Origin of the sequence: Arthrobacter sp. (assembly GCF_031179985.1) — a bacterium.
In the GTDB taxonomy this organism is placed as follows: Bacteria; Actinomycetota; Actinomycetes; order Actinomycetales; family Micrococcaceae; genus Arthrobacter.
In genome coordinates this window covers 124,902-138,805 of the sequence record NZ_JAPSHJ010000004.1, presented here as the reverse complement: position 1 = coordinate 138,805, position 13,904 = coordinate 124,902, and the positions used below count along the sequence as shown (strand labels likewise).

Here is a 13,904-nt window from a genome sequence, read left to right as displayed (position 1 = left end):
GCGTTCAAGAGTACAGCGGTTTCAGGAACCGGCCGGGCGATCCTGGATCACTCCGCCGTACCAGTGCTCAATCAGGGACCTCGAGATGGACAAGCTGCTCGATATGACGACGTCTCCTTGGAGGACCGCGTCCTGTAGCTCTGCCCGATTGAACCAGCGTGCCCTGGTGACTTCAACGCCGTCGGGCCGTGGCTCGACGTCAGACGTCAGGGCGGTAAAGCCCAGCATGAGTGATGCAGGGAACGGCCAGGCCTGTGAGCCGAGATACTGGCAGGCAGTCACGCGCACCCCTACCTCTTCAAAGATTTCCCGGACCACAGCCTGCTCAAGGGACTCCCCCGGCTCCACAAAACCTGCGAGGGTTGAATAGTTTTTTGCATCGACCGGACCCCCACCGCCAAGAAGCAAACGGCCATCCGCGCCGACCACCGTCACGATGATCGCAGGATCGGTCCGGGGATAATGCTCTGAACCATCCTCAGGGCAACGACGTACCCATCCGCCTGCCTCAACAGTGGTCCTGGCTCCGCAGCGCGGACAATGAGTATGCGTGCTGTGCCAGTTGGCAATTGCGCTTGCTTCTACGAACAGTGCGGTGTGCAGGGCATCCAATTGCGCGGCTACATCCCGAAACCCAGCCCATTCTGCAGCCTTTGGGATGCCCGAGGTGCCAGGGGCCAAGGCATCAGCCAAAACAAAGAGGACGATCCCGGTGCCTGGGGCGATGTGGTCATCATCCAATGGGGACCCGAGATAGATAACGTGCTCGGGCCGCACACCCGCCTCGCCTAAACTTTGGGCCAAGAAGTCAGCGTCGAGGAGCACCAGCTCGTTCGCCTGCACCAAGGCCTTTCTGCCCGCGAGGACCATAGCCAGGGCGTTTCCCGATTCGATGAGGGCCTGAACCATTCCTGGTTTGAGGCGCTCCGAGGATCCGCGATCCACCAGGGCCGGGCGGACGGGAAGCACGTTGTCAGTCAGGTGGTTGGCTCTGGTGGAGGGGACCGAAGCCCTAACCGGCTCCTGCGTTTCCCATGGCCGGCCTTGCTGCGGTGGAGTTTGGTGCTGCACTACAGGTCCGTGCTGCGGTGCAGGTGGCTCAGCAAGACTCATGTACCTACCGTACTGACTCGGGCTGACAATTGATATTTCGGCCCCTTCAATGCGGTGCAGCACAGAACTCTGTGATTTATTCCTTATCTCAGGACTCGCCGGACCACATCATTGTCTTGGGCGACTGTCAATCTACCGTGGAACCGTGAGAAGAAAACCGATCGAACTGGCAGCCGTAGCAACTGCAGCAGTCCCAGGACTGACTCCTACTGCCGTGTCGTCTGCTCCTGACGATCCGGCGGACTTCGACTCGGCTCTCCTCCTCGACTCTGAGGGAAAACGGTGGAGGGTACGTTCCCCCCGGCATTCAGAAGCAAGCACCCGGCTGGAGACCGAGTTCATGGTGCTGAAGGCTTTTACCCCCGGTATCCGCGCGGAACTCCCCTTCCTGATGCCGACCGTGGCAGGAACGGTCCGGCAAGGTGCCCTCACAACCTTCGTTTACTCCCACCTCGCCGGAGCTACCCGGAGCGTGGAGGAACTCAGTGCAGGGTCAAATGAGTTGGCACAGGAAATCGGTTCGGCCCTGGGTGCAATCCATGACCTCCCCCACTCGCTGGTCAGCAAGGCTGATTTGCCGAGCTACACCCCTAATGAGTTCCGTCAGCGTCGCCTCAACGAGCTGGACCAGGCTGCGACGACGGGGAAAATTCCGTCAGTCCTGCTGCGCCGCTGGGAGCATGCCCTTGAGGATGTTTCACTCTGGCGGTTCAACCCCTGCGTGGTGCACGGCGACTTGCATGAGGACAATCTCCTTGTGGAAGGCCAGCGTGTAACGGCAGTAACTGGCTGGACGGACCTGCGCATCGGGGACCCGGCTGATGACATTGCCTGGCTCGTGGCATCCAACGAGCAGGGCTTCGTGGACGCTGTCCTTCGCCACTACACCAGCGCCCGGCGGGACTCGCCGGACAACCATCTGCTGAGGCGAGCAGCATTGTCGGCGGAATTCGCCTTGGCGCAGTTCCTTGTTAAAGGCGTGGCTTCAGGCGATCAGGGCATGATTTCCGAAGCCGAAGAGATGCTGTCCTCCTTAGCAGGGGACATCGTGGAACATGGCGGGCAGCCCATCAGCGTCGAGCCTTTACCCCAGCCGGCTGGGACCGCGGCCGGGGCAGAAACGGGGCAAGGAAATGGATTCACGGTCACCCCTATCCCCTGTGACGCTCCCGGTGGAGCCGGCCGGGGCGAAGCCATCCCGGCCGTTCATGTGATGCCGATCCCGGCTGGTGGGGCAACACCAACCACGGACAGCGCGCCGGCGGTGGCTCCTTCAGATGACAGCCTTGGCCAGGCTGTCCGGCCCGAAGCAGACATGCCGTCTGAGAAGCGCTCGGACCAAGACGTCCCCGCAATTGCCAGTTCCGAAAAGGACCGGGGCGACCATGATGGAAGCCACGCCTATCCTTCAGTGGGTGGAGCGGGCACGGCAGATGACACCTCCACCGCTGCTCTGAAGATCGTTGACCTGAAGACTTTTTAGGCCAGTCCTCCCGGGTGAGGGGAACTGAGCGCTGCCGAGATGATTTTCTCAAGCTGATCGGCTGACCCGAGGTCGTGCGGACGGACGACCCGGTTGTCCGACACGTAGTAAAAAGCAGCCCTGACGTCCTCCAGGGGAACTCCCTTCAGCCGGGACCACGCGAGCCGATAGACCGCCAACTGGACTGCCTTGGCTTGAAGCTGGCGGGCAGACGGAGGACGGCCTGTCTTCCAGTCCACGAGGTCCCACCGTCCATCGGCATCCCTGAACACGGCGTCGATCCGGCCTCGCACCACGACCTCGCCGATACGGGTTTCTACAGGAATTTCCACATGGACGGGTGCCCTGTTCGCCCACTCGGAGGAACGGAAAGTCTCAACCATGCTTTCCAGCCCGTAGGCCTCGTCGATGTGTTCGTCAGATCCCGCGGCTTCACCAAGATCCAGCATTCCAGCCGTGCCGAAGTACTCCTCCACCCAGGCATGGAACGCAGTTCCCTTACGCGCAGACATCCCGGGTTCTCGAGGTACGGGGCGTCGAAGCCGGGAAAGGACAGCCCCCGGATCGTCATTGAGATCCACCAAAGTCGAAGCAGAAATGTGCCCTGGAAGGTGAACATCCTGAACAGTTGAACGTTTGAAGCGGCGCTCCAGCAGCATTGCGGCTTCCCTCGCCCAGGAACCCGCAATTCCCCTGAGCTGTTTCTGCCCGGCAGTGTGTTGGTCCACATCACTTTGTTGCCTTAGCTTTTCTTCACTATTGGGATTGCCCAGGCCTGCCAGAACGCGGGCAGCGGCCGCCTCCATGTCCTCACGGCGGCCCGGAACCAGGCTGAGCCGTGTCCCTGTACGCGGATCAATCGGCCCTTCGAGCGGGTCATAGGGCCATTCAGCGACTTCGAGTTCCTGCGTCAAGGGGCTTTGTTCGGGCACGGATGCTTCCTCAATGGAGGAAGCATGCACAACAGCTTGGGCTTTTTGCGATTCCCTTCGGTGCCCGTCGCCATCCTCTGCGGGTGACTGCATAAGTCCAGTCAGACGGGCAAGGTCAGAGAGGAAAGGCGACATCGCGGCCATCCCGGAGCGGGAGCCCACCCAAGCCGCGCTGGATACCCACAAGACGAACTTTGCCCGTGTATAGGCGACGTAAGCCAGCCTCCGCTCCTCCGCCTCGGAGTGCGTCTGTACGGCAGCCTTGAAGTCTTTTTCCGCTTCTAGCCACCCCTTCTGGTCCGGTTGATCAAGATCCCATTGGGGCAGGTCTGCGTGGTCCCCTCTCAAGGGCCAGGGCAGGGCGGCACTCCCGCTGCTCCATCGCGAATCACGGTTGCTGGGAAATGAACCGGCGTTCAGGCCCGGGACGAAAACGACATCCCATTCGAGCCCCTTGGACGCATGAACCGTCAGGAGTTGCACGGCTTCATGGTTCACTTCCGGAGGAGCGGCGTCCAAGCCTCCCTCTTCGGCGGCGGCGGCTTCCAGCCAGGCCAGGAAGGCAAGGACGTCTATCCGCTGGGAGGTGTGCAGAAATCCGACGGCGGCATCATGGAAGGCATCAAGATTCCGTCTGGCTTGATGGATACTGACTCCGGGACGGGCAGCGACCTCGATATCCAGCAACATGGCTCGTTCCACTTCCCCGAGCAGGGTTGTGAGATCATCACCCATGAAACCCCGCAACTGTCTCAGCTCCGCCGAGAGCCGCCTGAGCCTGTCCAGGCCTTCATCGCTGACCACTCGTCCGTGTGCCGACACCCACCCGTCCCTTGGCAAACGGTCCAGTGCCTCGACAAGACTGGCAGCATCGGTAAGGTCACCCTCGATCACGGTTACCGAGTCATCTTGCTCAGTGTCTTCCGGAGCAATGGAGCCTTCGTGAGACCTCCGCCGCGCAAGGAATGCCGACCAGTCCCGGAAGGCCATAAGATCTGCCGGCCCGATCCGCCACCGGGCACCGGCCAGCAAACGCATCAGAGAATCGGAACGTCCCGGGTCTGCCAGAACTCTCAGAGTGGAGACAAGGTCCACGATTTCCGGTGTATCAAGGAGTCCACCGAGACCGATGATTTCGTAGGGTATCCCCCGTACCTCAAACTCCCGGCGGACACATTCCATCTGCGCCCTCCGCCTGCAGAGAACAGCCATGGAAGGCGGCACCCTATCCACCTGCAAGGTCTCTTCAAAGTCCGTTACCCGGTATCTCAGAACGTCGCCGGCGATAGCCGCGGCCTCATCCTCGTCGGTTGCGAAGCGCCCGATAACCACTTGTCCGGAAACAGCAGCGGGGCTGGGCTGCAGCGGGGGAACGTCGATCGCTGCGCCGGCGCCCCGTTCACCCGCCGGCCCCTTATGGGCGGCTGCAGCACTGAGGGGAGCTGAAATAACGTTGGCTGCAGCAAGGATGTTCTTTCCGTTGCGCCAAGCTGTGGTCAGATATGAAACAGGCGCCGGCATCCACCGTTCGGCCGGGCCGGCTGGGCTGGATGGGCCGGGGTCAGGTGCAGGCACAGGGAATTCCTGGACGAAATGGAACAGCTGGCCAGCAGAGGCGCCCCTGAACCCGTAAATGGATTGATTGGGATCTCCCACGGCTGTTACGGCATGGCCGTGTCCGAACAGGCGCGAAAACAGCACCAACTGTGCATGTGATGTGTCTTGGAATTCGTCGAGCAGGACCACCTTGTATCGCTCCCGCTCCAGAGCGGCTGCCAGGGGAATGTCTCTCGCCACCCGGGCCGCAAGCGCGACCAGATCCCCGAAGTCCAAGGAGCCCCTGGCCCGCTTCGCCTGTGAGTAGCGTGCCACCATGTCCGCCACGCTCGCCCTCGTCCGCAGCATGGCCTCAAGCTCCGCCACTGCCTGCGTGGCGTTCTTCTTCGCACCATCGACGTACGGCAAAGACACAAATTCGGCCACGCGGCCCATGAGCCACTCCTGAACCTGCGCGGGCTCCTGGAGGTGTTCGGCGCACTCTCCCGCCATCTGGATCACGGCCTTCACCAGGGTGGACTTGGCGGCACGGAAGTGTGCGTACTCGCCGTCGAAAGCCTCCACCACTTCGCTGGCGAGCTGCCATGCCTGGGCTCCGCCGAGAAGCACAACATCCCGTTCCACCCCAAGGCGGAGGCCGTAGTCCGAGACGATGCCGCTGGCATAGGAATGGTAGGTCGAGACTTTCGGTTCAAGGGCATCGGCGTTCAGCAGGCCTGCCGGGAAGATCTGCTGTTGCTTATCCTCCGCGGCAATGCGCTGCAGCACCGTCAACTTGCCCCGGATTCTGCTGGCCAACTCCCCCGCGGCCTTGCGGGTGAAGGTCACCCCGAGTATTTCCTCGGGACTCACCCAACCATTTGCTACCAGCCAGACCACCCTGTCCGCCATGGTGGCAGTCTTCCCGGAACCCGCCCCGGCAATTACCAGCCTGGGCGATAGCGGGGAGGAGATGATGGCTGACTGTTCTCTTGTAGGACGGTTCTTTTCCCCGAGGAGGGCAGACAACTCCTCCGGGGTAAAGCGGGGTTCCGGCGTCGGTAAGGCTTCCAACGGCGACGCGGACGCGCTGTGGATCGTCTGGGCGCTCATTGCGTAACCTGCTTTCCGCGCAGACACAGCGGACAGACCTCAGGCAATCTGCAGCCGTGACCGCCATGCCCGCCCTTGGAGGGATCGTGGCGAGCCTCGAACGTACTGCCGGACATTGCGCGGGCGGCCTCCATCACCAGGTCCAACGCCCAGTTACCCGCGGGATCCAAAGCATCCTGTTGCTGAACGGCAGGGCTTTTGCTGCTGGTCCCAAGCTGCGCGAGGATCGCTCCCCCGGGCTGGAAGGCACGCGTCGCGACGCCCTCTCCTGGCGTGACCACGGAGTCGAATCCACCCGCAAGCACGGCTGCCTGGTACGCCCCCAGCTGGGGATGACGCCCGACTTCCGCCTTTGCCGGTTGTCGTTTGCCTGTTTTCAGGTCAACCACCACCAACTGGCCCTCGCGATCAATCTCCAGCCGGTCTACTTGGCCACGGAGAATGGCGTAACGTACCGCATCAGAGGCTTCGCCTGGGCCAGCACCGTAATCCTGGTTGTCGCCGTGTGCGTTGTCGCCGGGAACCTTTTCGCCAGGAACGAGTCCCACCACGTCCGGAAGCTTGACCTCAAAATTCTCCTCGACGCCCAACAGGCTCCGACCTTCGCTCCGCATCACCAACACGTACTGGGCAAGTTTGCGGACCATCGATTCCGCCCGCTGGAAGTCAAGCTTGCCCTCCCAGTTCTCCTTCATTCCCAGTGTGGGCCAGCGGCGCACGAGTTCGGCGAGGTATTCGCCGCCCGAGGCGTCAGGCAGATCCTGGGCGATCGCATGCACGAGGGTTCCCAGGCTCCGGGCAAAGTCCGTAGCAGGCTCACCTCCAGCAGCCTGGATGAACCAGTCCAAGGGTGATTTGTGGACCGTTTCTACCTTTGACGGTGACACCGATACCGTTCCGCCTTCCGGCACTATCGGCCGATCGGACGACAACGGGGCAAGACCCCACCAGGTATCGGGATGGGCGCCAGGGACGGGAGGTTCCACTGAGGCGAGCTTCGCGAGGACCCGGGCAGCCTCCTCAGCTTCGGCGGTAAATTTGCCCGGCAGCTGGACGTACTGCCGGAGCTCCGCCACCAGTGCTCGAAGTGTCAGAGGCCGCTCCACAGTGGTAAAGCCCCGCCTCTCCTGCCCTGGACGCAAGGGCGAAACGTAGTCAAGAAAGGAGGAGGCCTGTTCATCCTCAGAGGATACTGCTGTGCAGATCAACACGTTCTCGGCGCGGGAGACGGCAGTTGAAAAGCTCCGCAGTTCGTCGTATCTGATTTCATGCAGCCTGCTCAGCGGGCCAAGCTGCAGCGCGTAGTCCACTCCATGTTCCACGGCGTCCGCAAAAAGGGTGCTCCCCAGCAGTTCGCCACGTAAGCGCGTATTGGGCCAAACGCCTTCCTGCAAGCCCGCAATGATCACCATTGGCCATTCCCTGCCCGCGGCACTGGCGGGAGTCATAAGCTCAACAGCATCCTCAAGCTGGGCACGGGCAGCCAGCGTGTCCATGGGCAGTTCCTGATTCAACAGGTATTCCAGGAACTGTTCGGGGCCCGAGCCTGGCAGCTGGTCTACAAAACGCTCAGCCGTGTGGAACAGTGCCATCATGGCATCAAGGTCCCGATCCGCGCGGGCACCCGCCGCCCCACCATTCAAGGCGGCCTCTGCCCACCTTGATGCCAGCCCTGTGGAGCTCCAGAGTGCCCAAAGGACTGTTTCGGCATTCGCCCCCGGTTGCCTTGCAGCGTCCCTGCCGGCCAGGATCATGCGGGCTACGCGGCGGGCAGACCGTCCCTCGATACCAAGACTTCCCAGTGCCCCAGGTTCCAACAGGGCTTCGACCAGGAGAGCGTCGCTTGAGCGCCCGCCGCCTCCCAGGATCTCCTCGGAGCGAAGGGCCTGCCGGAGACGCCGCAGTTCGATGGGGGTGGAGCCACCGATGCGTGAAGTAAGCAGTGACACAGCCGACTCCGGAGTGAGGTCATCTGGCTCCAGCGCGACGGCGTAAGCATCCAGCAGCGGGCGGACAGCGACCTCATCACGGACAGCTGACTCGGCGACGGGAACGCGTACTGGAATCCCCTGCCCCGACAAATAGCGCTGAAGCTGGCTGAGCTGCCCGCCGTTGCGGACGATTACAGCAATATCGCCAAGTTCATGCCCGTCCTTCAGTTGCGCTTCGAGAATGCGTTGCGCCACGTAGCGGAGTTCGTGAACAGCGGATGGCAGGAGGTGTGCCTCCACCCGTCCGCTGTTTTCCGGACTATCGCCCTGTTCCAGCCGCCGCGCTGAATCCCCGCCGGCTCGGCGGGATATCCGGGAGGCAACCGATAACCACGCCTGGGCAACGTCGGGACTGTGCCGATGCATGCGGCTGAGAGGACGTTCCAAAACCCGTTGACCGTCCGGTGCCAGAAGCCCAGGCAGCTCGGCAACAAGGTCCGGGCGGGCGCCCCGGAAACCCTGCACAACTGTGTCCGGGGACGATGCGACGTAGACATCCTTCCCCGCACCTATATCAGCGAGCAGTTCGAAAACGGCAGGGTTTGCCTCCTGCATGTCATCGACGAGGATGAGCTGAAGACGGTTCCGTTCGGCTGCAAGAAAGTCTGGATGATCCTGGAAGATCTGGCGCGCAGCCGTGATGATGCCTGCAGGATCAAAGGCTTCGGGCATTCGCAGGTCCAGCACATCCCGATACTCCGCATAGAGGGCGGCGGCCGCGGTCCAGTCAGGACGGTTGCATTGCACTGCCAGGGCCGCCACGTCTTCCGATGTCCGCCCCGACTCGATGATGCGGTCGAAAAGCTGCCGGACCTCTTGCCGGAACCCCCTGGTTTCCAAGGCAGCGCCGAGATCGCCAGGCCATGGCAGCTCCAGGCCGGGCACAGAGTGGCCCTCCAAAAGTTCCTTGATGATGAGGTCCTGTTCCGGGCCCGAGAGCAGTTTCGGTGGCCTTGGGAGTGGAAGGATGCCTTCCGCCTTGGCCCGCCGGATAACGTCGAATGCATACGATGCCCAGGTGCGTGACGGTGTGGTACTCAGGCTCCTGTCCAGCCGGGCGGTGAAGCGGTCCCGAAGGGAGTCCGCGGCAAGCCGTCCAGGTGCCAGGATCAGAATTCTCTCGGGATCCACTCCGCCCTGTTCTACGCGCCGGACTGCGGCTTCCACGAGAACGGTGGTCTTTCCGGTCCCCGGGGCCCCAGGGACGAGGACCGGCCCGGAGCCCTGACGAACGGCCACAGCAGCAAGCTGGTCAGGAGAGAGTTCCGGGATGCCGTGACGGACTTTTTTGGGTGCAAGGAGCCGGAGGCGTTTAGCCGCACCTTCGGATGAGTGCGTTCCAGCAGTGCTCGGTCCAGCTGTTGGTCCCTCAGCCTCGAGGATATCGGCGTCCGCTGGTTGACCTTTTGGCACGGCGGATGCGGCGGATTGCTGGTCCTGGATAGTTGCGGTCACCCAGACATTCCATCATCCGCCACTGACAATTCGTGAAGCCGGCCCGCAAGGCGGCGGGCAATATCGTCAATGAGGTCGAAGTCACTCTCCGAAGGCGTCCAGCGTGCAGCCCTGATGTCCACTCGCCAGCGTCCTTCACCCGTCTTCACGTACTCCTCGACATCCCCGCGCAGCGGAGTCCGCTCTTCGAGGTAGTGCCGGAGGGCTTTCCCTTCGAGTCCTGAAGGTGCTTCGCCGCTGGCCCGCAGGACCCTCCACCAGGGAACCGGATTGCCATACTGGCCCATCACCGCTCCGACTTGTCTCGGACCACCTGAGTCCAGGAGCTCCGACACGTCACCGTATGCCAGCACACTGCCTGCCGGAACCAGTTCCACGAGGGCGATGACAGCCTCGACATACTCCGTCCGCATGGCCTCCAGACTAGCTGCTGCCGTCAGTGGGATGGGGTTCCATCGCCCGGCGCGGCACGCCAAATATTGTCGGTGCCGGCAGGTAGCGTAATGGCATGAGCACCTGGAACACCCGCCCCCGCGCCGCCTTCGATCTGGAAACCACTGGTCGGAACTCACGTGCGGCAAGGATTGTGACAGCCTCAGTAACGCTCGTGGATGCCGGCGGCGAAGTGGTCAGGGAGCACGAATGGCTGGCTGACCCCGGTGTTGAGATCCCCGCAGAGGCCAGCGAGGTACACGGTGTTACCACCGAGCGTGCCAGAACTGAGGGCCGCCCGGCACCGGAAGTCACGCGTGAGCTTGCGGCGGTGCTTCAGGAGCTTTTTGACGACGGCGTGCCGGTCATCGCTTTCAACGCCAGCTACGACTTCACGGTGCTTGCTGCAGAATCCGCACGTTACGGCGTTCCGCAACTCACGCGATTCCCGGTACTCGATCCCTTCATCATGAACAAGCAGGTTGATCGCTACCGGAAGGGCAAGCGTACGCTCACAGCGCTCTGCGAGGAGTACGGCGTGAACCTGGACAATGCACATACCTCGGCAGCCGATGCCCTTGCCACCCTGCGCGTCCTGGACGCCATGGCGGGCAAGTTTCCCAAACTCAGGATGCCGGCCAGTCAATTGCATCAGCTCCAGGTGGACTGGGCAGCCACTCAGGCTACCGACTTCCAGACGTACCTGCGGAAGACAAAACCGGCAGCAGTTATTGAGGGCCAGTGGCCGGTCCTTCCACCCGAGGATGCCAGCCGAGGGGATTTCTAGCGCTCAGCCTTAGGACCCGTTCAAAGAAGCTGAATGGTCCTTCTCTTCCCACACAATCCCGCCTTCGTGGCGATATGCCTGGTTTTTCATGGGACACACATCACAGCCTCCTGCCATCGTGCCCTTAACAGCTTTGGTTCCCATGAATTCAGCCATGGGCCCCATTCATTGGGTTGTGTGAACCCGAATCAGAAAAGCAAAACGAGCTTATGCGGACATGGCCCGTAATAGCCGAATTTAATGCGGAATCGACGCCCCTACAGGCCCGCTGACATAATTTAGTGCAGAAGCGAGCTTGTGCTATGTCCTGCCCGAGCCCTACCGCCTGAGGATAAATGATCACAGTTACCGACCTTCGCAAGGTCTACCGCCAGGGGAAAAAGGAAGTGGTTGCCCTCGACGGCGTCACTCTTTCCGTTCCCAAAGGGTCCATCCATGGCATTATTGGCCATTCCGGCGCCGGAAAATCAACCCTTGTGCGCTGCCTGACCCTCCTGGACCGCCCGACGTCCGGCTCCGTTAGCATTGACGGCACCGAGCTGAGTTCCGTAAGGGACTCGGAAATCCGGACGGCGCGGCGGCGGATCGGCATGGTCTTCCAACACGCGAACCTTATGGACTCCCGCACGGCGGCCGGCAACGTGGCGCACCCCCTGGAGCTCGTTAAAACGCCCAAGGACCAAACCCAGGCCAAGGTTGCCGGGCTCCTGAAGCTCGTGGGGCTCGAGGGGTTCGAGAACGCCTACCCGTCCCAGCTTTCCGGTGGTCAGCGCCAGCGGGTCGGCATCGCCCGGGCTCTGGCCTCGGATCCCGACGTCCTTCTGTGCGATGAGCCAACCTCGGCACTCGATCCCGCCACGACTAACGAGATCCTGGACCTCATCCAGGACCTCACCACGCGGCTGCAGCTGACGGTACTGATCATCACGCACGAGATGAATGTGGTTAAGCGCGTGTGCGATTCAGTGTCACTTCTTTTCAAGGGCCGCATCATCGAGCACGGTGCCCTGCAGGACGTCGCCGGCAATCTGGAAAGCAAGCTGGCGAGGGCACTCCTGCCGCTGCCGCCGTCGGAACCCCTCCAGGGCACCCTTGAGGACGGACCTGTGCTGGAAATCCTTTTCGCCGGAGACAGCGCCAAGGAACCCGTCATCACCGGCGTCGCACGGCATTTCGACATCGACCTGAACGTCCTTGCCGGCAGTGTTGAAACACTGGGAGGTCAGCAGTTCGGGCATCTCCGCGTGCAACTGGCCGGGAACGCCGATTCGGGCGCCGTACTGGACTATCTGCACGACCGCGGGATCAGCGCGAAGTTCGCCGCTTCCGAAGCCGCCATTGAGTCCGAAACCCAGCTGCAGCACCAGGCGACAGGAGAGAAGAAGTGAACGAAATCTTCGCCAACCCTGTACTCGCGAAGGCGCTTCCCGAGGCCATCGTGGAGACACTCCAAATGGTCGGGATCTCAGCTTTTTTCACAGTGCTGATCGGCCTGCCCCTTGGTGTCTTCCTGCACGTGACGGCCCCGGGCGGCCTGCGTCCCATGCCCGTCACAAACCGGGTCATGAGCGACGTTATCGTCAACATCACCCGTTCCATCCCGTTTGCGATCCTGATGGTGGCGCTTATCCCGCTTGCCCGGCTGCTGACCGGCACCAGCCTCGGCCCGGTGGCGGCATCCGTGTCACTGTCCATCGGTACGATTCCGTTTTTTGCCCGCTTGGTTGAAACCTGCCTGCGCGATGTGCACATCGGAAAAATCGATGCTGCCCAGGTTATGGGATCCACCACCATGCAGGTCATCAACAAAGTCATGCTGCGCGAATCACTTCCGGCACTCGTGGCCGCGACCACCACCACCGTTGTCACCTTGGTGGGATATTCCGCCATGGCCGGCCTGGTTGGCGGCGGCGGACTCGGCAAACTGGCGTACAACTACGGCTTCCAGCGCTTCGACGTCACGGTCATGATCGTCACCATCGTCCTCATCATCGTCCTGGTCCAGATCATCCAGCTCGTCGGCGAATGGATCGCGCGGAGCCTCGATCACCGCTAGGCCCCAAGATCACTGCAGCGGTAACCGCGGCTGCATTTATGCCGGAGCTCGTTAGGGGTAACAGTCTCCTGCCTGCGTGCTCCCAGCTATTCGAAAGGAACGCATCAGATGCGTAAGTCACTCACCCTCCTGGCATCAGGTATCGCCACCGCATTGGCGTTGACCGCTTGCGGTGGTTCAACCACGTCCAGCTCCGAGGTCAAGGAGCTTGACCCGGCAAACCCGGTCACCCTCACGGTGGGAGCGAGCCCCGTTCCCCACGCCAGGATTCTCGAATTCGTGAATGCGGAGCTCGCTCCGAAGGCCGGCCTCAAGCTGGACATCAAGGAAATCGAGGATTACCAGACGCCCAACACCGCGTTGAGCGACGGCTCCCTGGACACTAACTTCTACCAGCACCTGCCGTGGTACGAGGACCAGGTGAAAACCAAGGGTTACGACTTCGCCCACGGTGAAGGCGTCCACATTGAGCCTTATGCCGCCTTCTCGGAGAAGGTCAAGGACGTCAAGGACATCAGCGACGGCGCCAAGGTTGCCATCACCAACGACCCCTCCAATCAGGTGCGCGCGCTCAAGGTTCTGCAGGTTGCGGGCTTGGTCGAAGACATCAAGGATGATTCCTCTGTGTTGACTTTGACGGACGCCCAGAACCCGAAGAAGCTGAAGTTCTCCGAAAACCAGCCGGAACTGCTGATCAATGACCTCAAGGATCCGTCAGTGGATCTGGCTCTGATCAACGGCAACTTCATCCTCAAGGCCGGGCTCAGCACGAAGGACGCCCTGGCCGTCGAATCCACGGACAACAACCCGTACGCCAACTTCCTCGCGTGGCGCGCAGAATCCAAGGATGACGCACGCATTAAGAAGCTCGATGAGCTCCTGCACTCCCCCGAGGTGAAGGCCTTCATCGAGAAGGAATGGCCTAACGGGGACGTGACTTCGGCCTTCTGAGCCGCTGGAGTTTGAGCGTCACTCCGTAAAATCACTTTGGCACCCGCTACAGCGG

9 protein-coding genes are annotated in these 13,904 nt (G+C 61.8%); 5 read left to right on the top strand and 4 right to left on the bottom strand.

Features of this window, described 5'->3' with window-relative positions; all coding sequences use genetic code 11:
* Positions 1 to 21: 21 nt before the first annotated feature.
* Positions 22 to 1,113, bottom strand: a complete 1,092-nt coding sequence (nudC, locus tag RIN13_RS03575) for an NAD(+) diphosphatase (protein ID WP_309105955.1) — start codon at positions 1,111 to 1,113, stop codon at positions 22 to 24.
* Positions 1,114 to 1,258: 145 nt separating this feature from the next.
* Between nudC and RIN13_RS03570 the strand changes: the two genes are divergently transcribed.
* Positions 1,259 to 2,596 carry a macrolide 2'-phosphotransferase gene (locus RIN13_RS03570; protein ID WP_309105954.1) on the top strand — a complete coding sequence of 446 codons (1,338 nt, stop codon included), beginning with the start codon at positions 1,259 to 1,261 and terminating at the stop codon, positions 2,594 to 2,596.
* Here RIN13_RS03570 and RIN13_RS03565 read toward each other — a convergent pair.
* The 3 genes from RIN13_RS03565 to RIN13_RS03555 are packed head-to-tail and all read right to left on the bottom strand — an operon-like array spanning position 2,593 to position 10,036.
* Positions 2,593 to 6,177 (bottom strand): ATP-dependent DNA helicase, encoded by a 3,585-nt coding sequence (locus RIN13_RS03565; RefSeq protein WP_309105953.1) that lies wholly within the window; start codon positions 6,175 to 6,177, stop codon positions 2,593 to 2,595. The two genes, RIN13_RS03570 and RIN13_RS03565, sit on opposite strands and share 4 nt — an antisense overlap.
* Positions 6,174 to 9,623: an ATP-dependent helicase gene (locus RIN13_RS03560; protein WP_375164659.1), complete on the bottom strand. Its 3,450-nt coding sequence runs from the start codon at positions 9,621 to 9,623 to the stop codon at positions 6,174 to 6,176. Before RIN13_RS03560 ends, RIN13_RS03565 begins: the two co-directional genes overlap by 4 nt.
* Positions 9,620 to 10,036 (bottom strand): MGMT family protein, encoded by a 417-nt coding sequence (locus RIN13_RS03555; RefSeq protein WP_309105952.1) that lies wholly within the window; start codon positions 10,034 to 10,036, stop codon positions 9,620 to 9,622. The genes RIN13_RS03560 and RIN13_RS03555 overlap by 4 nt, the downstream gene beginning before the upstream one ends.
* A gap of 95 nt (positions 10,037 to 10,131) precedes the next feature.
* Here RIN13_RS03555 and RIN13_RS03550 point away from each other — a divergent pair, with 95 nt between their 5' ends.
* The 4 genes from RIN13_RS03550 to RIN13_RS03535 all read left to right on the top strand — a co-directional run bounded on the left by RIN13_RS03550 (position 10,132) and on the right by RIN13_RS03535 (position 13,849).
* Positions 10,132 to 10,842: a 3'-5' exonuclease gene (locus tag RIN13_RS03550; RefSeq protein ID WP_309105951.1), complete on the top strand. Its 711-nt coding sequence runs from the start codon at positions 10,132 to 10,134 to the stop codon at positions 10,840 to 10,842.
* A 335-nt stretch (positions 10,843 to 11,177) separates the two neighbouring features.
* On the top strand, positions 11,178 to 12,230 hold the full coding sequence (locus RIN13_RS03545) for an ATP-binding cassette domain-containing protein (protein ID WP_309105950.1): 1,053 nt from the start codon (positions 11,178 to 11,180) through the stop codon (positions 12,228 to 12,230).
* A complete protein-coding gene (locus RIN13_RS03540; RefSeq protein WP_309105949.1) occupies positions 12,227 to 12,898 on the top strand; it encodes a methionine ABC transporter permease in 672 nt (223 codons plus the stop codon). Before RIN13_RS03545 ends, RIN13_RS03540 begins: the two co-directional genes overlap by 4 nt.
* Positions 12,899 to 13,006: 108 nt before the next feature.
* Complete coding sequence (locus RIN13_RS03535) at positions 13,007 to 13,849, top strand: MetQ/NlpA family ABC transporter substrate-binding protein (RefSeq protein ID WP_309105948.1); 843 nt, start codon at positions 13,007 to 13,009, stop codon at positions 13,847 to 13,849.
* The last annotated feature ends 55 nt before the right edge of the window (positions 13,850 to 13,904 follow it).

Coding starts and splice junctions, on each gene's coding strand:
- nudC (WP_309105955.1), bottom strand. CDS start 1,113: ATGAGTCTTGCTGAGCCACCTGCACCGCAGCACGGACCTGTAGTGCAG.
- RIN13_RS03565 (WP_309105953.1), bottom strand. CDS start 6,177: ATGAGCGCCCAGACGATCCACAGCGCGTCCGCGTCGCCGTTGGAAGCC.
- RIN13_RS03555 (WP_309105952.1), bottom strand. CDS start 10,036: ATGCGGACGGAGTATGTCGAGGCTGTCATCGCCCTCGTGGAACTGGTT.
- RIN13_RS03550 (WP_309105951.1), top strand. CDS start 10,132: ATGAGCACCTGGAACACCCGCCCCCGCGCCGCCTTCGATCTGGAAACC.
- RIN13_RS03545 (WP_309105950.1), top strand. CDS start 11,178: ATGATCACAGTTACCGACCTTCGCAAGGTCTACCGCCAGGGGAAAAAG.
- RIN13_RS03535 (WP_309105948.1), top strand. CDS start 13,007: ATGCGTAAGTCACTCACCCTCCTGGCATCAGGTATCGCCACCGCATTG.